At 61.5% G+C, this 23,294-nt stretch carries 22 protein-coding genes; 17 read left to right on the forward strand and 5 right to left on the reverse strand.

Annotation, left to right across the window (positions count from 1 at the left end; translation table 11 throughout):
- Window positions 1-70: 70 nt before the first annotated feature.
- The 5 genes from EDD52_RS03200 (at window position 71) to EDD52_RS03220 (ending at window position 6,575) form a co-directional block, all read left to right on the forward strand.
- Window positions 71-592: a c-type cytochrome gene (locus tag EDD52_RS03200; protein ID WP_132241722.1), complete on the forward strand. Its 522-nt coding sequence runs from the start codon at window positions 71-73 to the stop codon at window positions 590-592.
- A 172-nt stretch (window positions 593-764) separates the two neighbouring features.
- The gene (locus EDD52_RS03205; protein ID WP_132241724.1) at window positions 765-2,693 is read left to right on the forward strand and encodes an extracellular solute-binding protein; all 1,929 of its coding nucleotides are present in this window, start codon (window positions 765-767) and stop codon (window positions 2,691-2,693) included.
- On the forward strand, window positions 2,694-3,791 hold the full coding sequence (locus tag EDD52_RS03210; RefSeq protein WP_132241726.1) for a microcin C ABC transporter permease YejB: 1,098 nt from the start codon (window positions 2,694-2,696) through the stop codon (window positions 3,789-3,791).
- A 34-nt stretch (window positions 3,792-3,825) separates the two neighbouring features.
- Window positions 3,826-4,974: an ABC transporter permease gene (locus tag EDD52_RS03215; RefSeq protein WP_165907452.1), complete on the forward strand. Its 1,149-nt coding sequence runs from the start codon at window positions 3,826-3,828 to the stop codon at window positions 4,972-4,974.
- On the forward strand, window positions 4,971-6,575 hold the full coding sequence (locus EDD52_RS03220) for an ABC transporter ATP-binding protein (protein WP_132241730.1): 1,605 nt from the start codon (window positions 4,971-4,973) through the stop codon (window positions 6,573-6,575). The genes EDD52_RS03215 and EDD52_RS03220 overlap by 4 nt, the downstream gene beginning before the upstream one ends.
- Before the next feature lie 33 nt (window positions 6,576-6,608).
- Here EDD52_RS03220 and EDD52_RS03225 read toward each other — a convergent pair whose 3' ends face one another.
- Window positions 6,609-7,964 carry a radical SAM protein gene (locus tag EDD52_RS03225; protein ID WP_132241732.1) on the reverse strand — a complete coding sequence of 452 codons (1,356 nt, stop codon included), beginning with the start codon at window positions 7,962-7,964 and terminating at the stop codon, window positions 6,609-6,611.
- A gap of 64 nt (window positions 7,965-8,028) precedes the next feature.
- Between EDD52_RS03225 and fnrL the strand changes: the two genes are divergently transcribed.
- Window positions 8,029-8,775: a transcriptional regulator FnrL gene (gene fnrL, locus EDD52_RS03230; protein ID WP_132241734.1), complete on the forward strand. Its 747-nt coding sequence runs from the start codon at window positions 8,029-8,031 to the stop codon at window positions 8,773-8,775.
- Between the two features lie 60 nt (window positions 8,776-8,835).
- On the opposite strand, the gene EDD52_RS03235 is transcribed toward fnrL, so the two are convergent.
- The gene (locus EDD52_RS03235; protein ID WP_132241736.1) at window positions 8,836-9,675 is read right to left on the reverse strand and encodes a universal stress protein; all 840 of its coding nucleotides are present in this window, start codon (window positions 9,673-9,675) and stop codon (window positions 8,836-8,838) included.
- 198 nt (window positions 9,676-9,873) lie between these two features.
- Here EDD52_RS03235 and ccoN point away from each other — a divergent pair, with 198 nt between their 5' ends.
- From ccoN to ccoP, 4 genes are read left to right on the forward strand one after another with little or no spacing between them, the layout of a single operon-like run.
- Window positions 9,874-11,487 (forward strand): cytochrome-c oxidase, cbb3-type subunit I, encoded by a 1,614-nt coding sequence (gene ccoN, locus EDD52_RS03240; protein WP_132241738.1) that lies wholly within the window; start codon window positions 9,874-9,876, stop codon window positions 11,485-11,487.
- A gap of 14 nt (window positions 11,488-11,501) precedes the next feature.
- Window positions 11,502-12,230, forward strand: a complete 729-nt coding sequence (gene ccoO, locus EDD52_RS03245; RefSeq protein WP_132241740.1) for a cytochrome-c oxidase, cbb3-type subunit II — start codon at window positions 11,502-11,504, stop codon at window positions 12,228-12,230.
- 12 nt (window positions 12,231-12,242) lie between these two features.
- A complete protein-coding gene (locus EDD52_RS03250; RefSeq protein ID WP_132241742.1) occupies window positions 12,243-12,428 on the forward strand; it encodes a cbb3-type cytochrome c oxidase subunit 3 in 186 nt (61 codons plus the stop codon).
- Complete coding sequence (gene ccoP, locus EDD52_RS03255) at window positions 12,425-13,306, forward strand: cytochrome-c oxidase, cbb3-type subunit III (RefSeq protein WP_132241744.1); 882 nt, start codon at window positions 12,425-12,427, stop codon at window positions 13,304-13,306. The genes EDD52_RS03250 and ccoP overlap by 4 nt, the downstream gene beginning before the upstream one ends.
- Window positions 13,307-13,556: 250 nt before the next feature.
- Here the strand turns inward: ccoP and EDD52_RS03260 are convergent, their stop codons facing one another.
- Window positions 13,557-13,829, reverse strand: coding sequence for a hypothetical protein (locus EDD52_RS03260; protein ID WP_132241746.1), 273 nt, complete (start codon window positions 13,827-13,829; stop codon window positions 13,557-13,559).
- Between the two features lie 270 nt (window positions 13,830-14,099).
- Here EDD52_RS03260 and ccoG point away from each other — a divergent pair, with 270 nt between their 5' ends.
- From ccoG to ccoS, 4 genes are read left to right on the forward strand one after another with little or no spacing between them, the layout of a single operon-like run.
- Entirely contained in the window at window positions 14,100-15,536 is a 1,437-nt protein-coding gene (ccoG, locus tag EDD52_RS03265) for a cytochrome c oxidase accessory protein CcoG (protein WP_132241748.1), read from the forward strand.
- Window positions 15,536-15,997, forward strand: coding sequence for a FixH family protein (locus EDD52_RS03270; RefSeq protein ID WP_132241750.1), 462 nt, complete (start codon window positions 15,536-15,538; stop codon window positions 15,995-15,997). Before ccoG ends, EDD52_RS03270 begins: the two co-directional genes overlap by 1 nt.
- A 5-nt stretch (window positions 15,998-16,002) precedes the next feature.
- Window positions 16,003-18,201, forward strand: a complete 2,199-nt coding sequence (locus EDD52_RS03275; RefSeq protein ID WP_132241752.1) for a heavy metal translocating P-type ATPase — start codon at window positions 16,003-16,005, stop codon at window positions 18,199-18,201.
- Complete coding sequence (gene ccoS, locus EDD52_RS03280; RefSeq protein WP_132241754.1) at window positions 18,198-18,359, forward strand: cbb3-type cytochrome oxidase assembly protein CcoS; 162 nt, start codon at window positions 18,198-18,200, stop codon at window positions 18,357-18,359. Before EDD52_RS03275 ends, ccoS begins: the two co-directional genes overlap by 4 nt.
- Before the next feature lie 191 nt (window positions 18,360-18,550).
- Here ccoS and EDD52_RS03285 read toward each other — a convergent pair whose 3' ends face one another.
- Window positions 18,551-19,921: a D-alanyl-D-alanine carboxypeptidase family protein gene (locus EDD52_RS03285; RefSeq protein ID WP_132242024.1), complete on the reverse strand. Its 1,371-nt coding sequence runs from the start codon at window positions 19,919-19,921 to the stop codon at window positions 18,551-18,553.
- Between the two features lie 295 nt (window positions 19,922-20,216).
- Window positions 20,217-20,915: an HAD family hydrolase gene (locus EDD52_RS03290; protein WP_132241756.1), complete on the reverse strand. Its 699-nt coding sequence runs from the start codon at window positions 20,913-20,915 to the stop codon at window positions 20,217-20,219.
- 93 nt (window positions 20,916-21,008) lie between these two features.
- Here EDD52_RS03290 and clpS point away from each other — a divergent pair, with 93 nt between their 5' ends.
- Genes clpS through EDD52_RS03305 form a run of 3 tightly spaced genes read left to right on the forward strand, consistent with a single transcriptional unit; the run spans window position 21,009 to window position 23,242 of the window.
- The gene (gene clpS / locus EDD52_RS03295; protein ID WP_243651813.1) at window positions 21,009-21,371 is read left to right on the forward strand and encodes an ATP-dependent Clp protease adapter ClpS; all 363 of its coding nucleotides are present in this window, start codon (window positions 21,009-21,011) and stop codon (window positions 21,369-21,371) included.
- Window positions 21,372-21,408: 37 nt separating this feature from the next.
- A complete protein-coding gene (locus EDD52_RS03300) occupies window positions 21,409-22,398 on the forward strand; it encodes a class I SAM-dependent methyltransferase (protein WP_132241758.1) in 990 nt (329 codons plus the stop codon).
- Between the two features lie 43 nt (window positions 22,399-22,441).
- On the forward strand, window positions 22,442-23,242 hold the full coding sequence (locus tag EDD52_RS03305) for an SDR family NAD(P)-dependent oxidoreductase (RefSeq protein ID WP_132241760.1): 801 nt from the start codon (window positions 22,442-22,444) through the stop codon (window positions 23,240-23,242).
- Window positions 23,243-23,294 lie beyond the last annotated feature (52 nt).

Below are 23,294 nucleotides of genomic sequence, written 5' to 3' on the forward strand. Positions count from 1 at the left end.
TATACCTTGCCAGAGCGAAGGGGAAGCCGTAGACACGCGCCGGAACCCTATTCATACGGACAGGCGAGCTATGCTGGACACGATGACCCTCACCAAGATCCTCGGCGCATTTTGCGGGGCCCTGCTGATCTTCCTTCTCGGCAAATGGGCCGGCGAAACACTGTACCACGTTGGTGCAGGCGGCCACGGTGAGGAGCACGCGATGGGCTATGCCATCGAAACCGGTGGCGATGGCGCCGCGGCTGAACCCGAAGAAGAAGTCGATTTCGCAACGCTGCTGGCCTCTGCCGATGCAGGCAAGGGCGAAAAGGTCTTCAGCAAATGCCGCGCCTGCCACAAGGTTGAACCCGGCGCGAACGGCACCGGCCCAACGCTTTACGGCATTGTTGGCCGCCCCGTGGACAGCGTCGACGGATTTGCCTATTCCGGCGCCCTCGAAGAAGTTGCGGATGTCTGGACACCCGAGCATCTGGACGGCTTCCTTGCGAACCCCAAAGGCTATGCGCCCGGCACGAAGATGAGCTTCGCCGGCCTGAAGAAACCCGAAGATCGCGCCAACCTGATCGCGTATCTCGAAACGCTGGGCGGCTAAATCGCTCCAAATCCCGAATAAAGGCCGTTGTCCGCCGGGACAGCGGCCTTTTTTCTTTCCCAAACGGCAACTTCCCCGCAGATCACGCAATCTCAACTTGAATGTGGTTGGACACGCCCCTTAGCTTATGGCCAATGTCCAAGGGGTTGTTCTCATAACCGGAAGGGAAGACATGACCAGGATGCATGCGCAGGCACAGACCCGTGTCGCCAAGGGATTCTCCACCGTCAATGCCGTCGCCGCAGGGCTGATGGCCACCGGTATCGCGTTATGGGCGGGCCAATCTCTCGCCGAAGATGCCCCCGAAAACATCACCCAGGCGCATGGCTATTCGTATTTCGGCAACCTCGACTATCCCGCCGATTACCCGCACCTGCCCTATGCCAACCCCGACGCCCCGAAGGGTGGCGAACTGTCTTTGGGCGCCACCGGTACGTTTGACAGCCTCAACCCCTATTCCCGCAAGGGGCGCGCGGGTGCGCTGACGACATTGCAGTATGACCAGCTGATCGAATCCGTCGCCGACAGCGTCGGGCAATATTACTGCGTCCTTTGCGAAAGCCTCGAATATGACGAGGGCAAGAACTACGTCATTTTCCACCTCCGCCCCGAAGCGGTCTTTTCCGACGGCACCCCCGTCACGGCCGAGGACGCGGTCTATAGCCACCGTCTGTTCATCGAACAGGGCCTGCCATCCTATGCACAAGCTGTTGGCCGCATGGTGACCGGGGCCGAGGCGCTGGACGAACACACCGTGAAATTCACCTTTGCCGAAGGTATCACCCGCCGCAGCCTGATCGAAACTGTCGGCAGCACGCCAGTCTTCTCCAAAGCGTGGTTCGAAGCGGACGAATCACGCCGTCTGGATGAACCCCGGCTGGAGGTCGCCATCGGCTCCGGACCCTATGTGCTGGACAGCTACGAGGTGAATCGCCGGATCGTCTACAAGCGCAACCCCGACTACTGGGGCAAGGATCTGCCCTTCAACAAGGGCCGCCACAATTACGACAGCATCCGCATTGAATATTTTGCCGACAGTACCGCCGCGTTCGAGGCGTTCAAGGCCGGGGAATACACGTTCAAGAACGAAGGCGACCCCAAGCAATGGGCGACGGGTTACGACTTCCCGAAGGTGCAGGATGGCACCGTGGTGAAAGAGGCCCTGCCCGATGGCAGCCCGCCCGATGCCTCGGGCTTTGTCTTCAACCTTGCCAAGCCGCAATTTGCCGACAAGGAGGTCCGCAAGGCGCTGGCGCTGGCCTTCAACTTTGAATGGACCAACGAATCCCTGCGCTACGGTCTTTACAGCCAGCGCAGTTCCTTTGTGGAAGGCACGCCGCTCGAAGCCAAAGGTCTGCCCGAAGGTGCCGAGAAGGCGTTTCTTGAATCGTTGGGCGACATTGTCCCTGCGGCCCTGATGACCGAAGAGCCGATGACCAGCCATGTGTCGGGTGCCGCCCGCCTGAACGATCGCGGCAACCTGCGCAAAGCGGCTGCCATGCTGGAGGAGGCCGGCTGGTCCATCGGTGACGATCAGCTGCGCCGCAATGCCGATGGCAAGACGCTCGACATGAGCATCCCGATCCCGTCGAACATGGATCCCACGCTGGAGGCGATGGTCGAAACCTATGTTCAGAACCTCGAAATTCTGGGCGTGAATGCCAGCTATGAAAAGATCGACCCTGCGCAATACACGCTGCGGCGGCGCGAACGCGACTATGACGTGATCTATTCGACGCAATATGGCGCGTTTCTGTCCACGGGTGGCGGGCTTAGCCAGATGTACGGCTCCAAAGAGGCCGAATTCAGCCTGTTCAACCCCGCAGGCATCGCCAGCCCGCTTGTCGATGCGATCATTGAGGCGTCTTTCGACACCACCAACCAGGAAGATCAGGATGCAGCCCTGATGGCGCTGGATCGGGCCTTGCGTTACGAATTCTTCGTGATACCCACCGGCTATATCGCTGAACACTGGGTAGCCCATTTCGACATGTACGATCATCCCGACCCCCTGCCGCCCTATGACCTTGGCTATCTTGATCTGTGGTGGATCGATGCCGACAAGGCACAGGCCCTCAAGGACAAGGGCGCGCTTCGTTAAATGGGCGCCTATATCCTCAGACGACTGCTGCTGATCATTCCGACGCTGTTCGGGATCATGGTGATGAACTTTGCGCTGGTGCAATTCGTCCCCGGCGGCCCGATCGAACAGATCATCGCCCAGATCGAAGGCGGCGGCGACGTATTCGGCGGCTTTGCCGGGGGCGGTGGCGCGCCCGCATCAGAGCTGGAGACCCAGGGCGGCGGCGGCGAAAGCCAATATGCCGGCGCGCGCGGCCTGCCGCCAGAATTCATCGCAGAGCTTGAAAAGGAATTCGGCTTTGACAAGCCGCCACTGGAACGCTTTTTCGGAATGATGTGGAACTACATGCGGCTGGATTTTGGCGAGAGCTATTTCCGGTCCATCAGCGTGATCGATCTGGTGATCGAAAAAATGCCGGTTTCGATCTCGCTGGGCCTCTGGTCCACCCTGATCGCCTATATCGTGTCGATCCCGCTGGGCATCCGCAAGGCGGTCAAGGACGGTTCGGCCTTTGATACATGGACCTCCGGCGCCATCATCGTCGCCTATGCGATCCCGGGTTTTCTGTTCGCGATCCTGCTCCTGGTGCTGTTTGCCGGCGGGTCCTACTGGCAGATCTTCCCGCTGCGCGGCCTTGTGTCCGACAATTGGGAAAGCCTGTCCTGGCCCGCGCGCATTGCCGATTACTTCTGGCATATCGCCCTTCCGGTGCTGGCCTCGACAATTTCGGCCTTTGCCACGCTGACGCTGCTGACCAAGAACAGCTTTCTGGACGAGATCAAGAAGCAATACGTGATGACCGCCCGCGCCAAGGGCCTGTCCGAACGCGCGGTGCTGTATGGTCACGTCTTCCGCAACGCCATGCTGATCGTCATCGCGGGCTTCCCGGCGGTCTTCATCGGCGTGTTCTTTTCCGGCAGCCTGATCATCGAGACGATCTTTTCGCTCGACGGGCTTGGGCGTTTGGGGTTCGAAGCGGCGGTTGCACGCGACTACCCCGTGATCTTCGGCACGCTCTTCGTGTTTGGCCTGATGGGGCTGCTGGTCGGTATCCTGTCCGACCTGATGTATGTTTTCGTCGATCCGCGCATCGACTTTGAAAAGCGGGAGGGTTGAGCGGATGCAGAACCCTGACCTGATCCCTGAACCGATGCCCGGCAAACCCGTTGCTCCGGCCCCGCGAAAGGGGTTCTTCACGCTGTCCCCGCTCAATCAGCGGCGCTGGCGCAACTTTCGCCGCAACCGACGCGCCTTCTGGTCGCTGATCATCTTCGCCGTGGTCTTTGGCCTGTCGCTCTTTGCCGAGTTCATCGCGAATGAGAAGCCGATCCTCGTAAGCTATCGAGGAGAGCTTTATACGCCGATCTTCAACTTCTACGCAGAGACGGATTTTGGCGGCGATTTTCAAACCGAAGCGATCTATCGCGATCCGGAGGTGAAATGCCTTGTGCGCACCGGGGGCCTTGAGCAGTGTTTCGACACGCCGGACGAACTGATTGAACGCGTGGATGCGGGCGAGGTGCTGGAGGGTGATTTCCACAAGGGCTGGATGCTGTGGCCGCTGATCCCCTACAGCTATCAGACCACCGTTGACCGGCCCGGAGCCGCGCCGCTGCCGCCGAACTCGCAGAACTGGCTGGGCACGGATGACACCAAGCGCGATGTCGTGGCGCGTGTGATCTATGGCTTCCGCCTGTCGATCCTGTTCACGCTGATCGTGACCACGCTGGCCTCTGTCGTGGGGATCGTCGCGGGCGCGCTTCAAGGCTTCTTCGGCGGCTGGCTGGACCTCATTTTCCAGCGGGTGATCGAGATCTGGGGCGCGACGCCGTCGCTCTATATCATCATCATCCTCTTCGCGATTCTGGGGCGAAGTTTCTGGCTGCTGGTCTTCCTGACTGTCCTTTTCGGCTGGACGGCGCTGGTGGGCGTGGTGCGGGCAGAGTTCCTGCGTGCCCGCAATCTGGAATATGTCCGCGCCGCCCGCGCACTGGGTGTCAGCAACTGGACGATCATGTTCCGCCACATGCTGCCCAATGCGATGGTGGCCACGGTGACCATGCTGCCCTTCATCGTGACGGGAACGATCAGCACGCTGGCGGGGCTGGATTTCCTTGGCTTCGGCCTGCCCTCCTCCGCGCCTTCGCTGGGCGAACTGACGCTTCAGGCCAAGCAGAACCTGCAAGCGCCTTGGCTCGCCTTTACCGCCTTCTTCACCTTTGCCGCCATGCTGTCGCTTCTGGTCTTCATTTTCGAAGGCGTGCGGGATGCGTTCGACCCCAGGAAGACTTTCTCATGACCACCATCCTAGAGGTCAAAAACCTGACGGTGGGTTTCCGTCAGGACGGCCAGATTTCGCGCGCGGTCAAGGGCGTGTCCTTTACCATCGAAAAGGGCGAAACCGTGGCGCTGGTCGGCGAAAGCGGGTCGGGAAAGTCGGTGACGGCCCTGTCTACCGTGTCGCTTCTGGGCGACAGCGCGATTGTCGAAGGCTCTGTCACCTATGACGGTCAAGAGATGATCGGCGCCTCGCCTGCGCGGCTGCGCGACGTGCGCGGCAACGACATCAGCTTCATCTTCCAGGAACCGATGACCTCGCTCAACCCGTTGCATACGCTGGAAAAGCAGCTGGCGGAATCGATGGCGCTGCATCAGGGGCTGACGGGCGAAAAGGCGCGGGCGCGGATCATCGAATTGCTGACCCAGGTGGGCATCAGAGACCCCGAAAGCCGACTGGGCGCCTATCCACACCAGCTTTCCGGTGGGCAGCGTCAGCGCGTGATGATCGCGATGGCCCTCGCCAACGGGCCGGAGCTGCTGATCGCGGACGAACCGACGACGGCGCTGGATGTCACCATTCAGGCCCAAATCCTCGAGCTTTTGGCCGATCTCAAGCAGGATCTCGACATGAGCCTGCTGTTCATCACCCATGATCTTGGCATCGTGCGGCGCATCGCCGACCGTGTTTGCGTGATGAAGGACGGTGAAATCGTCGAGGCCGGCCGCACGTCAGAGATTTTCGCCGATCCGCAGCACCCCTATACGCAAATGCTGCTGAGCGCGGAATCCACCGGCACGCCCGATCCGGTCACAAAAGGCGCTGAACTGGTTGCTGAAACAGACCGGCTGAAGATCTGGTTTCCGATCCAGCAGGGTCTGTTCAAGCGCACGGTGGGCCATGTGAAGGCCGTGAATGACGCGTCGATCGCGGTGCATGCGGGTGAAACCCTTGGGATCGTGGGCGAAAGCGGGTCGGGCAAGACCACGCTTGCACTGGCGATCATGCGGCTGATCCAGTCCGAAGGTGGCATCACCTTCATGGGGCAGGACGTGCGGCAATGGTCGACAAAAGAGCTGCGGCGCCTGCGGGCCAAGATGCAGATCGTCTTTCAGGACCCGTTCGGCAGCCTGTCGCCGCGCATGACCTGCGAACAGATCATTGCCGAGGGTCTGGGCGTCCATGGCAGCCCGGATGGCCGCCCCTCTCAGGAATTGGTGGCCGAGGTCATGACAGAGGTCGGGCTGAACCCCGCCACGATGCACCGCTACCCGCATGAGTTTTCCGGCGGCCAACGTCAGCGTATCGCGATTGCCCGCGCGATGATCCTGCGCCCCCGGCTGGTGGTTCTGGACGAGCCGACCTCGGCGCTGGACATGACGGTGCAGGTGCAGATCGTGGACCTGCTGCGCAGCCTGCAACGCAAGTACAACCTTGCCTATCTGTTCATCAGTCACGACCTGAAAGTCGTGCGCGCGATGTCGCATCGGGTCATGGTGATGAAACAGGGCGATGTCGTGGAATATGGCACGGCGGAAGAGATATTCGAGGCGCCCAAGACCGATTATACGCGCGAACTGCTGGCCGCTGCCTTTGATCTGCAAGGCAAAGGCGCCGCCTAGCAACCAGTCCGCTACGTGTCTGCGCGGCGGGCGTCAGACCGCGGGGCTATTGCCCGCGCGGCGCATGTCATACCCGTCAATTGCGCCCGCAATCAAACGCGCGAAGGGACGGGCCGAATGGCGGATCCGGAACCCCTCGGCTGTCTTGGTCAGAACATCCGCGAACCGTTTGGTGACGGTCGAAAGCATCCCGTCCAGACGCTCGGGCGTGATGTCGAAGCGTGACAGAATTTCTTTGTAATCAACGCCCAGATCGCACATCAGCATCTCGATCAGGCGGGCGCGAAGGTAATCCTCTTCCGTCAGCGCGTGACCACGAACCGTCGCATACGCCCCCGCCCCCGCGGTTTCGCAATAGGCCGAGGTCGCGGCCGCATTCTGCGTGTAGCCCTGCGCGAAACGCGAGATAGACGAGGCACCCAGCCCGATCAGTGCCTCTGCTCTATCGTCGGAATAGCCTTGGAAACAGCGCCGCAACCGACCCGTGCGCTGCGCGATTTCAAGCTTGTCCCCCTTGATCGCGAAATGGTCGATTCCGACCTCTGCATAGCCATCCCAGACGAACAGTTTGCGGGCGATTTCGAACAGTTGCAGCCGCTCGCCGGGTTCCGGCAAAAGATCGGACGAGATCAGCATCTGCCGTTTCGCCATCCACGGGGCGTGCAGATACCCGTTAAGCGCAACCCTGTCCGGACCAAGAGAGAGCAGCTTTTGCACGCTGTCCGTGATCCGCACATTGGTCTGCCCGGGCAAGCCATACAGGATTTCAGCGTCAAGTCTGGCCACGCCAAGGTCGCGCAGGATCGCCACGACATCGGCGGTGACCTCGTAGCTCAGCATCCGCCCGATGGTCTTCTGGACATGCTGGTCAAAGTCCTGAACACCGATCGTGGCGCAGTTCATGCCAACCGCAACAAGTGCTTCAAGCCGCGCGGCGTCAATCTCGTTCGGGTCGATTTCGACCGAGAATTCGGTAGACGCATCGGGGGGCGCTACCTCAAAAACGGCCTGCGCAAGATCCGAAAGCGCCGCCGCATCCAGCAAGGTCGGTGTGCCGCCTCCCCAATGCATGCAGGCGAGTGTGGCCCCCGGTGGCAGATCGCGGGCCAGGAGGCGCAGCTCTGCCTTCAACGCGTCAAGATAAGCAGCGACCGGACCCCGTCCCTGCACAGTCTGGGTGCGTGCAGAGCAGAACCAGCACAGCTTGCTGCAAAAGGGGATATGCACATAAATCGAAATGCGCGCACCGGGCGGCAGCGCCTTGATCCACTCACGGTGCTGCGTCGGGCCAGTCTCGCCAGAAAAATGTGCAGCCGCGGGGTAGCTCGTGTAACGAGGTACACGCGCGTCAAATAACCCCATCTGCGCGAGTTGTTTTTGGCTGATCATCCCCCTATTGTTAGCTAGTCAAGTGTTCGATTGGCTTTGACTTAGATCAAGTTGGGACTTCAACATGCTGCAAGAGCCCATTCTAACGGGATCACAGAACTGCGAAGAGTGTCCGATCCGGCACCGCGCAGTGTGCGCCCGGTGCGAAACGGATGAGTTGCAGCGCCTCGAAGAGGTCAAGTATTACCGTCGGTTCGAGGCCGGCCAGCCCATCATCTGGTGCGGCGACCGCATGGATTTCGTGGGGTCCGTCGTCTTGGGCGTCGCTTCGCTCACCCAGGCCATGGAAGACGGGCGCACGCAAATGGTCGGGCTGTTGCTGCCCTCTGACTTCGTGGGCCGCCCCGGTCGCGCGGTTGCCGCCTATGATGTGACGGCCACGACCGACGTGCTGATGTGCTGTTTCCGCAGGGCCCCTTTCGAAGCGCTGATCGAGGACACGCCGCATATCGCGCACCGGCTGCTTGAGATGACGCTGGACGAACTGGACGCGGCACGTGAATGGATGCTCGTTCTGGGCCGCAAGACCGCGCGCGAGAAGATCGCCTCGCTCCTGTCCATCATCGCCCGGCGCGACGCCATGCTGCATATCCGCCGCGAGGACGGGCCGGTTGTCTTTGATCTGCCGCTGACACGCGAAGCCATGGCCGATTACCTCGGGCTGACATTGGAAACCGTCAGCCGACAGGTCTCTGCGCTGCGCAAGGATGGTGTGATCTCTCTGGAAGGCAAGCGTCACGTGACCGTCCCGGATATCAGCCGACTGCTGGAAGAGGCAGGCGACGATATGGATGGCGGCCTGATTTCCTGACCGCAGACATTTCCGGACGGTAGAGGCGGCATGAAAGCCGCCTCTGACCTTATGCGAAGATCAGTGCGCCATGAACACCGGCACGGGCGAATGTTCCAGCATGTTGCGGGTGGCACCCCCCAGGATCGCCTCGCGGAACCGAGAATGCCCGTATGCCCCCATGACAATCAGATCCGCTTCGACGTCGCCGACATGGCGCACCAGAATATCGGACACCCGCGGCATCACCTTGGACAGCACGTCGATCTGCGACTTCACACCGTGGCGCGCAAGATATTGTGACAGCATGCCGCCGGGATCGGACCGGTTCGGACCATGGGTCGGCGGGTCGATGATGACGACATGCACGATGTCGGCCGCCTGCAAGAGAGGCAGGCTGGCGCGGACAGCATTCAGCGCCTCGGCACTTTCATTCCAGGCCAGCACGATCCGCTTGGGCTGCGCAACAAGGTCCGCGTCATCGGGCACGACAAGCACAGGCGTCTGCCCTTCGAAGAGCGCCCCCTCCACCACCGGTTCGAGTTCGGCGCCGCGATCCTTGCCATAGGGCTGCGGTACGACGACAAGGTCCGAAAAGCGCGCCCGGGCGGCCACGTGACGCGTGATGTCGGCCAGTTGCGCCACGCCTGCCTCCACCCCCCAGCGGCCATCGCGGGCATCAAGATGCTCGCGGGCAAAGGCTGCCAGAGTTTCTGCCTCTTCTGTCGCGCGCGCGATGGTTTCCTGCAGGATCATCGCATTTGCACCGGCGTAGTAGTACCCGGCCTGGCTGCGATCGACCCCAAGGCACAGCACATCCAGATGCGCCTCGTTGGCCTCTGCCAGCGTCGCTGCATGGGCCAAAGTCGTCCCCGCCACACCATTGTCGGTTAGGACGGTCAATAATGTCTTATAGGCCATGATTCCCTCTCCTGCCTTCTGCCTTGTCTTACAAACCTAGGCCCGATGCGCGACGCGATCTTTGATGCGCATCAAAGACCCCACAGACAAAGGTTGACCTAGATCAAGGCATCCGCACCGCAAACATCGCAAAACGCGGCAATCGGATACCCCTCCGCGCAGGGTACGAATCGTGCGGGTACGACGAAGGGACAAACAATGACAAACTATTTCAAGCTGATCGCGCTTGGTCTGGTCACGCTATTTGCGATGATCGCGGCCAACTATGCGCGTGACGCGGCTTATATGGTGCATGCCATTATCATCATGCTGCTCGCAGGTGGCCTGTTTCTGTGGACGCTGCGCAATACGGACGAGCCGGTGCCAGCAGCAGTGCTGCAGACCGATTACATGGACGGCGTGGTCCGCTACGGCGTGATCGCCACCTGTTTTTGGGGCGTCGTCGGCTTTCTGGTCGGCACATTCATCGCCTTTCAGCTGGCCTTTCCCGCGCTGAATTTCGACTGGGCCGATGGGTATGCGAATTTCGGTCGGTTGCGCCCGCTGCATACCTCGGCGGTGATCTTCGCCTTTGGCGGCAACGCGCTGATCGCCACGTCTTTCTACGTCGTCCAACGCACCAGTGCTGCGCGGCTCTGGGGTGGTAATCTGGCGTGGTATGTCTTCTGGGGGTATCAGCTGTTCATCGTTCTGGCGGCGACCGGCTATCTGCTGGGTGCCACGCAGTCCAAGGAATATGCCGAGCCTGAATGGCATGTGGACCTTCTGCTGACCGTTGTCTGGCTGGCCTATCTGGCCGTGTTCCTGGGCACGATCATCAAGCGGAAAGAGCCGCATATCTACGTCGCAAACTGGTTCTACCTGTCCTTCATCGTGACCGTGGCAATGCTGCATGTCTTCAACAACCTGTCCATCCCGGTCAGCCTGTTCGGGTCGAAATCCGTTCAGGTCTTTTCGGGCGTGCAGGACGCGATGACGCAATGGTGGTACGGCCACAACGCCGTGGGCTTCTTCCTGACGGCGGGCTTTCTGGGGATGATGTACTACTTCGTGCCCAAGCAAGCTGGCCGCCCGGTATACAGCTACAAACTGTCGATCATCCACTTCTGGGCGCTGATCTTCATCTATATCTGGGCAGGCCCGCACCACCTGCACTACACGGCGCTGCCTGACTGGGCATCGACGCTGGGCATGGTGTTCTCGATCGTTCTGTGGATGCCCTCCTGGGGCGGCATGATCAACGGGCTGATGACGCTGTCGGGTGCCTGGGACAAGCTGCGCACCGACCCGGTGATCCGGATGATGGTGATCTCCATCGGTTTCTACGGCATGTCGACCTTCGAAGGTCCGATGATGTCGATCCGCGCAGTGAACTCGCTGTCGCATTACACCGACTGGACCATCGGCCACGTGCATTCCGGCGCGCTTGGCTGGAACGGCATGATCACCTTCGGCGCGCTGTACTTCCTGGTGCCGAAACTGTGGAACCGCGAACGTCTTTACAGCCTAAGCCTTGTCAGCTGGCACTTCTGGCTCGCCACGATCGGCATCGTGCTCTACGCCGCGTCGATGTGGGTCACAGGTATCATGGAAGGCCTGATGTGGCGTGAAGTTGACGCGAACGGCTTCCTCGTGAACGCCTTTGCCGACACGGTGGCTGCGAAGTTCCCGATGTATGTGGTCCGCGGACTGGGTGGGGTCATGTTCCTCGCCGGCGCCCTGATCATGGTTTACAACCTCTGGATGACTGTGAAGCGCAGCCCGGCCGTCGAAGCCGATATCGCTGCCTCGCATGCCACCCCGGCCGAATAAGGAGCGCCGAGACAATGGCAATTCTGGACAAACACGCAATCCTCGAGAAGAACGCGACGCTTCTTCTGATCTTCAGCTTCCTTGTGGTGACCATCGGCGGCCTGGTGCAGATCGTGCCGCTGTTCTACCTCGAAAACACTATCGAGGAAGTGGAAGGCATGCGCCCCTACACCCCGCTGGAGCTTACGGGGCGCGACATCTACATCCGTGAAGGCTGCTATGTCTGCCACAGCCAGATGATCCGCCCCATGCGGGACGAGGTCGAACGCTATGGCCATTACAGCCTTGCCGCGGAATCGATGTACGACCATCCGTTCCAGTGGGGCTCCAAACGCACCGGGCCGGATCTGGCACGCGTCGGTGGGCGCTATTCGGATGATTGGCATGTGGACCACCTGCGTAATCCGCAATCGGTCGTGCCGGAATCCGTGATGCCGAAATACGGCTATCTGGAGCAAAAGGTGATCGACGGCCAATATGTCGCCGACCTCATGCGCACCCATGCCTTTGTGGGCGTTCCCTATTCCGACGAGATGATCGAGGAAGGTCAGCGGGACTTTGCCGCACAAGCCGACCCTGACAGCGACTATGACGGTCTTCTGGAACGCTATGGCGAGAAAGTGGTCGTCAGCAATTTCGACGGTCAGCCGGGCGTCACCGAAGCGGATGCTCTGATCGCCTACCTGCAAATGCTGGGCACGCTGGTCGATTTCTCGACCTTCACGCCTGATGCAAGCCGCTGAGGGAGACTGAGCATGGAAACCTATTCTCTACTTCGCCAATTCGCGGACAGCTGGATGCTGCTGGCATTGTTCGCCTTCTTCATCGGCATCATCATCTGGGTGTTCCGCCCCGGTGCCAGCAAGACCTATAGCGACACGGCCGACATCCCCTTCCGGCATGAAGACAAACCCGCCGAAGACAAGGAGGCGAGGACATGAGCAAGAAACCGGAACTCAAGAAGGGTGATCCCGAAACCACCGGCCATAGCTGGGACGGCATTCAGGAATTCAACAACCCCCTGCCGCGCTGGTGGCTGTGGACGTTCTATGCCTGCATCGTCTGGGCAATCGGCTATTCTATCGCCTACCCGGCATGGCCGATGGTCAACAAGGCAACGGCCGGTGTGCTGGGCTATTCGACACGTGCCGAGGTTGCCAAGGACATCGCCGCCGTCGAGGCGCGCAATGCCGGGATCAACGAACAGCTGGCCTCGGTCGAGCTGACGCAGATCAGCGCCGATCCAGAGCTTCAGGGCTATGCCCAGAACGCAGGGGGCGCGGTGTTCCGCACATGGTGCGCCCAGTGCCACGGATCGGGTGCCGCGGGTGCCAAGGGCTATCCCAACCTGCTGGACGATGACTGGCTGTGGGGCGGCGATATCGAAGCCATCCACGAAACGATCAGCTACGGCATCCGCAACGAGACGAACCCCGATGCGCGCTATTCCGAGATGCCCGCCTTTGGCCGCGACGAATTGCTGGAAGACGAGCAGATCGAACAGGTGGTGAACTACGTCATGTCGCTGTCGGGCACGCCGAATGATCCGGCGCTCGTAGCGGAAGGCGAGGTCGTTTTCATGGACAACTGTGCGTCCTGCCATGCCGAAGACGGCACCGGCGACCGGACGCAGGGCGCGCCGAACCTGACCGATGCGATCTGGCTTTACGGGGGCGACTACGACGCGCTGATGGAAACGGTGCACAACGCCCGTTACGGAGTCATGCCCGAATGGCAGGACCGTCTGTCCGAGGCAGAAATCCGCGCCGTCGCGTCCTACGTACACGGTCTTGGCGGGGGCGAAGCCACCCCCGAATGACACTCAGGAATACCGCCGGGCATGTCCCTTGTCTGGCGGTGTGACGCCGGTATCCCGTCCTGTTCGCGCGTTTCCAGGGATACCGGCGCTCACGAAAAGGGTCGCATCCGTTAACGGTTGCGGCCTTTTTCATTGGCGATCATCCAAGATGATTTGGCGCAGTGCAAGCGATACAAAGACCGGCTTCGCCATTGTAACCAAGGGCTTCCGGCAAGGGGACGGTCATTTTCAACCCTCCCTTGCGGCCAGATCAGCTGCCCCGGCCCTTACCGCCACGCGACGCCTGTGACCGTCCACCGCTCTGGTTGCTGCGACCCGCATCTTCCAGCTTGCCGCGCGCCCGTTGCTCCATCTTCCCGCGCATTTCGTCCTGACCCGGCGTGTTGACGCTCTTTGCCTGGTTGGCATCGTGGTTCCTGCTCAGGACGGTGTCGCCTTCCCCGGCCCAGGGGTTCGCATGATCCGCAAATGCGGGGGCGGCCAGAAGGCACAGAACAGCGGTGATGGTCAGGTGTTTCTTCATCTCGGTCGTCCTTTACAAGATCACATAAGCACTCCAGATAAGTATTCAGTAATTGGAATATCAAGTACCCCCTGCCGGACCTGATGAAATGTCGCACCTTTGGCCGGTTCCGGCCCCGTCGCTTCATGCCGCGCATCTTTGCGACCCGGCCCTGAAGGAGAACCGGCCAATAGGTGAGTTTCAGACTCAGTATTTGACACAGGTCAAAGCCCGAATGCGCGCGGGCTGAGACAACAGCACGCAAATACGCCCAATTTCCGGAGTGATTCCGTGGCCGATTCTCAACCCGAAGCCCCCCCGAGCCTTTATGCCGCGCGCGAACCGATCTTTCCGCGCCGTGTCTCGGGAAAATTCCGCAATCTCAAATGGGTGATCATGATCGTCACCCTGGGCGTCTACTACCTGACCCCCTGGATTCGGTGGGATCGTGGCCCGAACCTGCCCGATCAGGCCGTGCTTGTGGACCTCGCCAACCGTCGGTTCTTCTTCTTCTGGATCGAGATCTGGCCGCATGAGTTCTACTTCATCGCCGGATTGCTGATCATGGCGGGGCTGGGGCTGTTCCTGTTCACCTCGGCGCTTGGCCGGGTCTGGTGTGGCTATGCCTGTCCGCAAACCGTCTGGACCGATCTCTTCATCCTCGTTGAACGCTGGGTGGAGGGCGACCGCAACGCGCGGTTGCGGCTGCACCGGCAGAAGAAACTGGATTTCCGCAAGGCGCGGCTACGCCTGACCAAATGGGTGCTGTGGTTCCTGATCGGTCTCGCCACCGGCGGGGCCTGGGTGTTCTACTTTACCGATGCGCCCACGCTGCTGCGCGATCTGGTAACGCTGAACGCCCATCCGGTCGCCTACACGACCATGCTGGTCCTCACCATGACGACCTTCATCTTCGGCGGCTTCGCGCGTGAACAGATCTGCATCTATGCCTGCCCATGGCCGCGCATTCAGGCCGCAATGATGGACGAGGACACGCTGACGGTAGGCTACCGCGAGTGGCGAGGAGAGCCGCGCGGCAAGCTCAAGAAAGGCAAGCTGGACGCCAATCAGGGCGATTGCATCGACTGTATGGCCTGCGTGAACGTCTGCCCGATGGGAATCGACATCCGGGATGGGCAGCAGTTGGAGTGCATCACCTGTGCGCTGTGCATCGACGCCTGCGACGACGTCATGGCCAAGATCGGCAAGCCCCGCGGCCTGATCGACTACCTCGCCGCCTCGGACGAGACGAGCGAGCGTGCAGGCAACGAACCGCGACCCGTCTGGCGGCACATTTTCCGGCCCCGTACGATCATGTACACGACCCTGTGGTCTCTGGTCGGTCTGGGCCTTGTCTTTGCGCTGTTCATCCGGCCCGATGTCGAAATGAATGTCGCGCCCGTGCGCAACCCCACTTTCGTCACGCTGTCTGACGGGTCCATCCGCAACACCTATGACGTGCGGCTGCTCAACAAGCATGGCGATGACCGGCCTTTCCGCATTACAGTCGCGGGCGACCCCGCATTGCGTGTACAGTTGGAGGGCACACCCTACGAGTCCGTGACCGTCCCCGCCGACAGCAACTACCTTCAGCGGGTCTACGTGATCGCACCGCCCGATTCGCAGCCGGCAGAGGCCGAGAGGACCGAATTCCGCTTCTGGGTCGAGGATACCTCGAACGGTGAGCGCGCCTATAAAGACACGATTTTCAACGGCAGGACGAACTGATGACCCGTGAACGCAAACTGACAGGCTGGCATGTGCTGGCGATCTTCGGCGGCGCCTTCGGGGTCATCATCGCGGTCAATCTTACGCTCGCTTATAACGCGGTGCGCACCTTTCCGGGGCTGGAGGTGAAAAACTCCTACGTCGCCAGCCAGACTTTCGACGACCGCCGCGCCAAACAGGAAGCGCTTGGCTGGACAGTGCACGCGGATGCCCAGGGCGACAAGGTGATGCTGGCCATCACCGATGCCGAAGGCCGCCCGGTGCAGGTCGGCAGTCTGGATGCCACGTTGGGCCGCGCCACGCAGGTCAAGGATGACCGCAGGCCCGATTTCCAGTTCGACGGCACAGCCTATGTCGCCTACGAGGCGCTGCCCGACGGGAACTGGAACATCCGCATGAAAGCGACCGCTCTTGATGGGACGGAATTCACCCAGCGCGTCATCCTGCACGTGAAAGGCTGACCCAGATGACCGTCGCGATGCGGCCCCAGATCTCTGCCTGCCCCGCCTGCGCCGCGGCCCCCGCGGCAGAGGCGCTTGCGGAACGCGAAGCGGTGAAGGATGCCGATCTGGCGCTTTCCTTGCCCACGATCCATTGCGCCGCATGCATTTCGACGGTGGAGAAGGTGCTGAACGCAGCGCCGGGCATCCGTCAGGCCCGCGTGAACCTGACGCAGAAACGCGCGCAGATCGTGGCCGATGCAGGCGTCACCGCGGATCAGCTTATCGCGCTTCTCGCCGATGCGGGCTATGAGGCGCACGAGCTGGATGCCACCGCGTTGCGCGCCACCCAGACGGATCGCGCTGGCCGCGACCTGTTGATGCGCATGGCCGTTGCGGGCTTTGCCATGATGAACGTCATGCTGCTGTCCATCGCCGTCTGGTCGGGGGCCGAGGGTCCGACACGTGACATGTTCCACTGGATCTCGGCCGCCATCGCCCTGCCGGTGATTGCCTTTTCCGCACAGCCCTTCTTTGGCAATGCCTGGCGCGCGCTGCGCGTCGGCAAGCTGAACATGGATGTGCCCATTTCGCTGGCCATCGGCCTCGCCGTTGTCACCTCGCTTTGGGAAACGTCCCTTTCGGGCGAACATGCCTATTTCGACGCTGCCGTCGCGCTGACATTCTTTCTGCTGACCGGCCGCTACCTCGACCATCGCACGCGCGCCATCGCCCGCTCTGCCGCCGAGGAACTGGCCGCGCTGGAGGTGCCCCGCGCCCGCCGCGTCTGGCCCGATGGCAGCGAAACGGAAGTACCTGTCGCAGAGCTGAGCGTGGGCGACCTAATCCGCGTCCGTCCCGGTGGCCGCATGCCCGTGGATGGGGAAATCACGTCCGGCACATCGGAACTGGACCGGTCGCTGCTGACCGGAGAAACCTTGCCGATCTACGCGGAACCCGGACAAGCCGTCAGCGCCGGAGAGGTCAACTTGACTGGCCCCCTGACCATCCGCGCCACTGCCGTGGGCCGCGACAGCTCGCTTCACCGCATGGCTGATCTGGTTGCTGTCGCTGAATCGGGGCGTTCGCGCTACACGTCGCTCGCGGACAAGGCGGCAAAACTTTATGCGCCCGGTGTGCACATCCTGTCGGCGCTGGCCTTCATCGGCTGGTATCTGGCGACGTTCGATCCGCGTACAGCCGTGAATATCGCCGCTGCCGTCCTGATCATCACCTGTCCCTGCGCGCTTGGTTTGGCCGTGCCTGCCGTGACCACCGCCGCCTCCGGTCGGCTCTTTCGGCGCGGGCTGCTGATCAAGGATGCCACCGCGTTGGAACGTCTGGCAGAAGTCGACACCGTGGTTTTCGACAAGACCGGCACTCTGACCGCCGGGACGCCGGAACCCATCAATCTCGATAGCCTTACAACCGAACAGTTGAGCGTCGCGCTGGCGCTGGCAGAAGGGTCCAGCCATCCGCTTTCCGTCGCGCTGGCCGGTGCCGCGCGCGCGAAGGGGGTGGAACCGGCAATTCTCGACGCGGTGTCAGAAGTGCCGGGTTACGGCACAGAGGCGCTCTGGAACGGCCAGCCCGTGCGTCTTGGCCGCACCGGATGGACAGGCGGGACAGAGCTTGACCTGACAGCCTCCTGGCTGCGCATCGGCGATGCCGCTCCAAGTGCTGTCACCTTTACGGACCAACTGCGCCCCGGTGCGGCAGAGGCCGTGGCCGAACTGAAAGCCGATGGGACGCGCATCCTTCTGATGTCCGGCGATACCGAAGGGGCCGTCGCACAGCTTGCCCAAAAACTTGGGATCGACAATTGGCAGGCCAATTGCCTGCCGGAAGACAAGGCGGAACGGATTGCGTCTCTCTCTGAGACAGGCGCAAAGGTCCTGATGGTTGGTGACGGGCTGAATGACACGGCTGCGCTCGCCGCCGCCCATGTGTCCATCTCGCCGGCATCAGCGCTGGACGCGGCCCGTGCGGCATCGGACATCGTCCTTTTGGGCACCGATCTGTCCCCGTTGCCAGAGGCCGTCCGGACAGCGCGCGCGGCAACCAAGCGCATTCGCCAGAACTTTCGCATCGCGACATGGTACAATATCATTGCCGTACCTCTGGCCGTGGCCGGGCTGGCCACGCCGCTTATTGCGGCATTGGCGATGTCGGCCTCTTCCATCACGGTCAGCCTAAACGCCCTCAGGCTTCGGAGCCAGCCATGAATGTCCTCGCCTTCCTGATCCCGATTTCCCTGATTCTCGGCGGAATTGGTCTGGCATTCTTCGTCTTTACGGTGAAATCGCGGCAATATGAGGACCCTGAAGGCGATGCGCGGCGCATTCTGTCAGACGAGTATGATGATCACCCGAAACCGGATTAACCTTGGCCTGACGGGCGCGACCCGAAGGGCAGAGTAAGGTCCTGCCGTCCTGGCCCGTGCCCGGAGGCCGTCATCGCCAATACGGATAGGGGCGCGCAGCGCGCCTGCGGCCCCCGGGCGACCCGGCAAAGCCGGGGCGCAATCCCTGAGTTGCAGTCAAGTCTCGTGGCGATTGAACACGCTTTCAGCGCTCAGTTTGGCCCGATCATGAAGCAGGTCACCTGACGCGCCTGAAGCCTGCGGCAGGCGAGGTCCGCCATATCACGGGTCAGCCCCATGAAATTCGCGTCATGCCCATTCGACCGGCTGACCACCTTGCGCAAGGAGCCGTCCAGCGTCGCCATTTCTGCAAGTGCCGTTTTCAGCAGCACCCGCTCCGCCTGATAGCGGCTGGGATACCTGCCCACATTGATCCCCCAATGCCGCCCGCCGGAGGTTGACAGACGTGTGACCACCTCTGCCTCCGGCGCCGGAGCAGCCGCCACCGCAGCCTCCTGGGTCGACGCTAGCACCAGATTGGCGGGCCGTCTGACGGGCTTTGCCGAGCTTGCAGGCGCAGAGCCGCTGGCACTGTCCAGCTTGACCGCCTGCGCTTCTTTCAGGGCTTCCTCGACATCCACTTTCGCCGCCACCAGCACCGGTGCAGGTGTCGGCGCTGCCGCGGCAGGTCGCGAAACCGGACGCAGGCTGCGCTTCACCGCTGCTGCGGCGACGCGTGTCGATTTACCCTGCTTGTCGCCGCTTGCTGCAACAGAGGCCACTGCCGTGCTTTTAGAGACGCCCCCCTTATAGGGCGGCTTGGGCGGCACCCGCATCGCGACGCGCGACGGCGCCCGGCTGAAGCCAAGGTCCAGAAGCTCTGCCACCTTTGCATTCCGCGTCAGTGTGGAACGGCCACCAAAGACTGTTGCGATGACCCGCTCACTGCCGCGCTCGGCAGAGGCGACAAGGTTGAAACCTGCCGCGCGAGTATAGCCGGTCTTGATACCGTCCGCGCCCCTGTAGCTTTGCAGCAGGCGCCGATTGGTATGCGACACCGTCTTGATGCCTGCATCGGCCGTCTGTCTGGAAAACAGATTGTAGTATTCGGGGTAGTCATAGATCAGGTGCTGCCCCAGAAGCGTCATGTCCCTTGCGGTGGACAGATGGCCGCTTTCTGTCAGGCCATGTGCGTTCTTGAAGGTTGTCCGGGTCATCCCCATCGCGCTTGCGGTCCGGTTCATGCGGCGGGCGAATGCCGCCTCGGACCCTGCGATGGCCTCGCCGATGGCGGTGGCCGCGTCATTGGCCGATTTGACCGCCGCCGCGCGCACAAGGTAACGCAGCTTGATGCGCTGGCCCTCGCGCAGACCCAGTTTCGAGGGCGGCTCAGACGCCGCGTGGCGCGAAATCCGCACCTGCGTGTCCATGCTGATCTCGCCATTCTCAACCGCCTCGAACGCGATATAGAGGGTCATCATCTTGGTAAGTGATGCCGGATGCAGCCGCGTATCGGCGTTGCTTGAATGCAGCACCTTGCCGTTGCGCGCATCCATCACGACCGCCGCATATGGAGCGGCCATCGCACTGAGCGGCACAAGAACCGCCAACCAGATGATTGTGATAATGAACAGGCCAAAGAGGCCCGGCTGCCTACGCCGTCCCGTCACGATTTCTGCCCTTATACTGCCTCTCGCTCCCGGATTTTTCCGGTGAACGTTATTCTGCTTGATTGAATTCAACCTAGCACATCAACTGATCCGAATAAAGCTTTCAATAATAAAGAAATTATTAATTCTCATTCAGTCGGCACACGATATGTTGCGGCCGATCTGTTACCAGACACAAGACAGGGACCTTGCCACAAGACCGGGCAGCTCAGTCGAGGGTCTGCACCAGTGGCGCCAGCCCGGCGAGGTCGTCAATGTGATGATAGAGCGGCTCGGTCTTTGGCGGCTCAGCCTGTTCCAGCGCCCAAGTCAGGGAATGAGGAACGTAAACCCCGTGCGCGCCCACCTTGATTGCAGGAAGAACGTCCGATTTCAGCGAATTTCCGACCATCAGCGCGCGGTCCGTCCCGCCCGACGCGTCGAAAATCCTGGCATAGGTCTGCGGCGTCTTGTCAGAGACGATCTCGACCGAATCAAACAACTCCCCCAGCCCGGATTGTGCCAGTTTGCGCTCCTGGTCCAACAGATCGCCCTTGGTGATCAGGACAAGACGGTGATCCGTGGCAAGCTTTTCCACTGCCTCGCGCGCATGCGGCAGAAGCTCGATCGGGTGGCGCAGCATCTCCTGCCCGGCATCCACGAGCTGCCGGATCACCGAGGCCGGCACACGTTCCTCCGTGACCTCGATCGCGGTTTCGATCATCGACAGTACGAACCCCTTGATGCCAAAGCCGTAATGGCCAAGGTTGCGCCTCTCTGCGTCCAGCAGCCGGGCCATCAGGTGATCTGGTTCGGTGAAATCCGAAAGAAGCTCTGCGAATCGCTCTTGTGTCAGCTGGAAGAAGCGCTCGTTATGCCACAGCGTATCATCCGCATCGAAGCCGATTGTCAGAAGATTTCTTGCCATCCTGCCTCTCCTGCGTCCGGCGCCTCTTTTCACACGCGCCAATCAGGTTATATAGAGCGCTCAGGAGCGGACAAGCACAGTCAGACGAGCGCAATGACCGGGCAGACCTTCATCTTTGCCACCAGACTGGCCAGCAATTCCCCCGACGCCCCCGGCGGCGGGTCCCAAAGTGATGTGGTTCTTGAAACCAAGCCCAAGACGAAGCGCCCGCCGCTTTACAAGGTCATGCTGCTGAATGACGACTACACGCCGATGGAATTTGTCGTGCATGTGTTGGAACGTTTCTTCGGAATGACCCACGCGCAGGCCTTCGAGATCATGCTGACCGTGCATAAGAAAGGTTTGGCTGTCGTGGGGGTCTTTACCCATGAGATCGCCGAAACCAAGGTGGCACAGGTGATGGATTTTGCCCGGCGCCACCAGCACCCGCTGCAATGCACCATGGAAAAGGAATAGGCGCCGGACCGCGTTTGCGCGTTCCTTGCCCGATGTCATGGCCTCATCCCGACTGACCCACGCGCTTGAAAGCGCAGATCTGGTATTGCCCGATACGGGCCGCATCGCATTGTTTCAGCCCCGCGCCGATACCGATCTTGCGGCATTGCCCAGGGATCGCTGCGACGTCATCAGCAGTTTCTACCCTGATGTGGCGGCACTTACCGCCCAGCGGTTCAACTGCGTATTGGAGCCGACGGGCAGCTATGCCGCAGCGATCGTGTTCCTGCCCCGCACACGGGCGCTGGCCGAGACGCTGATCGCGCAGGCCTCTGCCGCGGCACCCGGCGGGCTGGTCGCAGTCGATGGCCTCAAGACCGATGGGGTTGAAGCCGCGCTTCGCAAGATCCGCAAGCTGGTCAATCTGGTCGGCCTCGACACCCGGTCGCATGGCAAGCTGTTCTGGTTTGCAGCTGATGATCTCGGCAACGACTGGACACAGGCGCCGCAACCGCAGCTTGAGGGCTTTGTCACCGCGCCGGGCGTGTTTTCCGCCGATGGCATCGACCCGGGGTCCGAAGCGCTGGCGGCTGCCCTGCCCCCAAAGCTGGGGGCGCATGTCGTCGATCTGGGCGCTGGCTGGGGCTATCTTGCGCGCAAGGTCCTGGAACGGGAGACCGTCACCCGCATCGATCTGGTGGAGGCCGATCACATTGCGCTGGACTGCGCACGCCGGAACGTTGACGACGCGCGCGCGCAATTTCACTGGGATGACGCCACGCGGTGGCGTCCTGATACCCGCGCCGACAGCGTGATCATGAACCCGCCCTTCCACACCAGCCGCACGCCCGACCCCTCACTGGGTCAGGCCTTTGTCGCGACGGCTGCGGCATGCCTGAAACCGTCAGGTCAGTTGTGGATGGTGGCAAACCGGCACCTGCCCTATGAAGCAACGCTAACGCAGTACTTCACCAGTCACTCCGAAGTGGGCGGCGACGCCCGTTTCAAGATTTTGCACGCAGCACGCCCGCTTCGGCAGGGCAGATAACCGCCACCGGCCCCGCTTTGGCGGGCGCGGGGAAAGGAGCCGCATGAGTTTCTCCATTGAAGGCAAGACCGCAATCGTGACAGGGGCCGCAAATGGCGTGGGCCTTGCCATGGCGCGGCATTTCTCTGACAAGGGCGCCAATGTGATGCTCGCCGATATCGACGAGACGCGGCTGCAGGAAGAGGTGGGAAACCTGTCCGAAGACAGCAACATCCATTTCTTCGCGGGCGACCTGCGCGAAAGGCTGACAATCGCAAACCTGCTCTCTGCCACGCTGGATACGTTCGACCGGGTCGACATCCTTGTGAACGGCGCCCGTCAAATCATTCCAACGGACCCGCTGGACCTTGATGACACCAGTGTGGAAACCCTGCTGGAACAGAATCTGATGGCCAGCCTGCGCCTGTCCCAACTGGTGGCCAAGCGCATGGTCAAGCAGGCCGAGGGCAAAGAGGAAGGTCAGGCGGGGTCCATCGTGAACCTGTCTTCCATCGCCGCGCGGCGCACGCAACCCGGGCTCTTGGCCTATTCGGTGTCGACTGCCGCGCTGGACCAGATGACACGGTCGCTGGCGGTCGCACTTGCACCGCACCGGATTCGCGTCAATGCCGTCGCATTCGGGTCGGTGATGTCTGCCAGCCTCAAAGGTGCGCTGAAAGAGCATGCCGAGTATCGCAGCGAGATCGAATGCCACACCCCGATGGGCCGGATCGCCTCGCCCGGAGAGCTTGCCGAAGCCGTGCAGTATCTTGCCTCCGAAGGGGCCGGATTCGTGACCGGCCAGATCCTGACAGTGGATGGTGGGCGCACCCTTCTTGATCCGGTATGCGCGCCGGCGCATTAATTGCCGCCAGATAGGGCATTCAGTGCTTCGCAGAAACACGGGCCGCGGCCCC

This window comes from Primorskyibacter sedentarius, assembly GCF_004342065.1.
In the GTDB taxonomy this organism is placed as follows: Bacteria; Pseudomonadota; Alphaproteobacteria; order Rhodobacterales; family Rhodobacteraceae; genus Primorskyibacter; species Primorskyibacter sedentarius.

What these genes read in the sequence shown, in the direction of transcription:
- EDD52_RS03200 (WP_132241722.1), top strand. Translation starts at nt 71, where the DNA reads ATGCTGGACACGATGACCCTCACCAAGATCCTCGGCGCATTTTGCGGG.
- EDD52_RS03205 (WP_132241724.1), top strand. Translation starts at nt 765, where the DNA reads ATGACCAGGATGCATGCGCAGGCACAGACCCGTGTCGCCAAGGGATTC.
- EDD52_RS03210 (WP_132241726.1), top strand. Translation starts at nt 2,694, where the DNA reads ATGGGCGCCTATATCCTCAGACGACTGCTGCTGATCATTCCGACGCTG.
- EDD52_RS03215 (WP_165907452.1), top strand. Translation starts at nt 3,826, where the DNA reads ATGCCCGGCAAACCCGTTGCTCCGGCCCCGCGAAAGGGGTTCTTCACG.
- EDD52_RS03220 (WP_132241730.1), top strand. Translation starts at nt 4,971, where the DNA reads ATGACCACCATCCTAGAGGTCAAAAACCTGACGGTGGGTTTCCGTCAG.
- EDD52_RS03225 (WP_132241732.1), bottom strand. Translation starts at nt 7,964, where the DNA reads ATGATCAGCCAAAAACAACTCGCGCAGATGGGGTTATTTGACGCGCGT.
- fnrL (WP_132241734.1), top strand. Translation starts at nt 8,029, where the DNA reads ATGCTGCAAGAGCCCATTCTAACGGGATCACAGAACTGCGAAGAGTGT.
- EDD52_RS03235 (WP_132241736.1), bottom strand. Translation starts at nt 9,675, where the DNA reads ATGGCCTATAAGACATTATTGACCGTCCTAACCGACAATGGTGTGGCG.
- ccoN (WP_132241738.1), top strand. Translation starts at nt 9,874, where the DNA reads ATGACAAACTATTTCAAGCTGATCGCGCTTGGTCTGGTCACGCTATTT.
- ccoO (WP_132241740.1), top strand. Translation starts at nt 11,502, where the DNA reads ATGGCAATTCTGGACAAACACGCAATCCTCGAGAAGAACGCGACGCTT.
- EDD52_RS03250 (WP_132241742.1), top strand. Translation starts at nt 12,243, where the DNA reads ATGGAAACCTATTCTCTACTTCGCCAATTCGCGGACAGCTGGATGCTG.
- ccoP (WP_132241744.1), top strand. Translation starts at nt 12,425, where the DNA reads ATGAGCAAGAAACCGGAACTCAAGAAGGGTGATCCCGAAACCACCGGC.
- EDD52_RS03260 (WP_132241746.1), bottom strand. Translation starts at nt 13,829, where the DNA reads ATGAAGAAACACCTGACCATCACCGCTGTTCTGTGCCTTCTGGCCGCC.
- EDD52_RS03270 (WP_132241750.1), top strand. Translation starts at nt 15,536, where the DNA reads ATGACCCGTGAACGCAAACTGACAGGCTGGCATGTGCTGGCGATCTTC.
- EDD52_RS03275 (WP_132241752.1), top strand. Translation starts at nt 16,003, where the DNA reads ATGACCGTCGCGATGCGGCCCCAGATCTCTGCCTGCCCCGCCTGCGCC.
- ccoS (WP_132241754.1), top strand. Translation starts at nt 18,198, where the DNA reads ATGAATGTCCTCGCCTTCCTGATCCCGATTTCCCTGATTCTCGGCGGA.
- EDD52_RS03285 (WP_132242024.1), bottom strand. Translation starts at nt 19,921, where the DNA reads ATGGCCGCTCCATATGCGGCGGTCGTGATGGATGCGCGCAACGGCAAG.
- EDD52_RS03290 (WP_132241756.1), bottom strand. Translation starts at nt 20,915, where the DNA reads ATGGCAAGAAATCTTCTGACAATCGGCTTCGATGCGGATGATACGCTG.
- clpS (WP_243651813.1), top strand. Translation starts at nt 21,009, where the DNA reads ATGACCGGGCAGACCTTCATCTTTGCCACCAGACTGGCCAGCAATTCC.
- EDD52_RS03300 (WP_132241758.1), top strand. Translation starts at nt 21,409, where the DNA reads ATGGCCTCATCCCGACTGACCCACGCGCTTGAAAGCGCAGATCTGGTA.
- EDD52_RS03305 (WP_132241760.1), top strand. Translation starts at nt 22,442, where the DNA reads ATGAGTTTCTCCATTGAAGGCAAGACCGCAATCGTGACAGGGGCCGCA.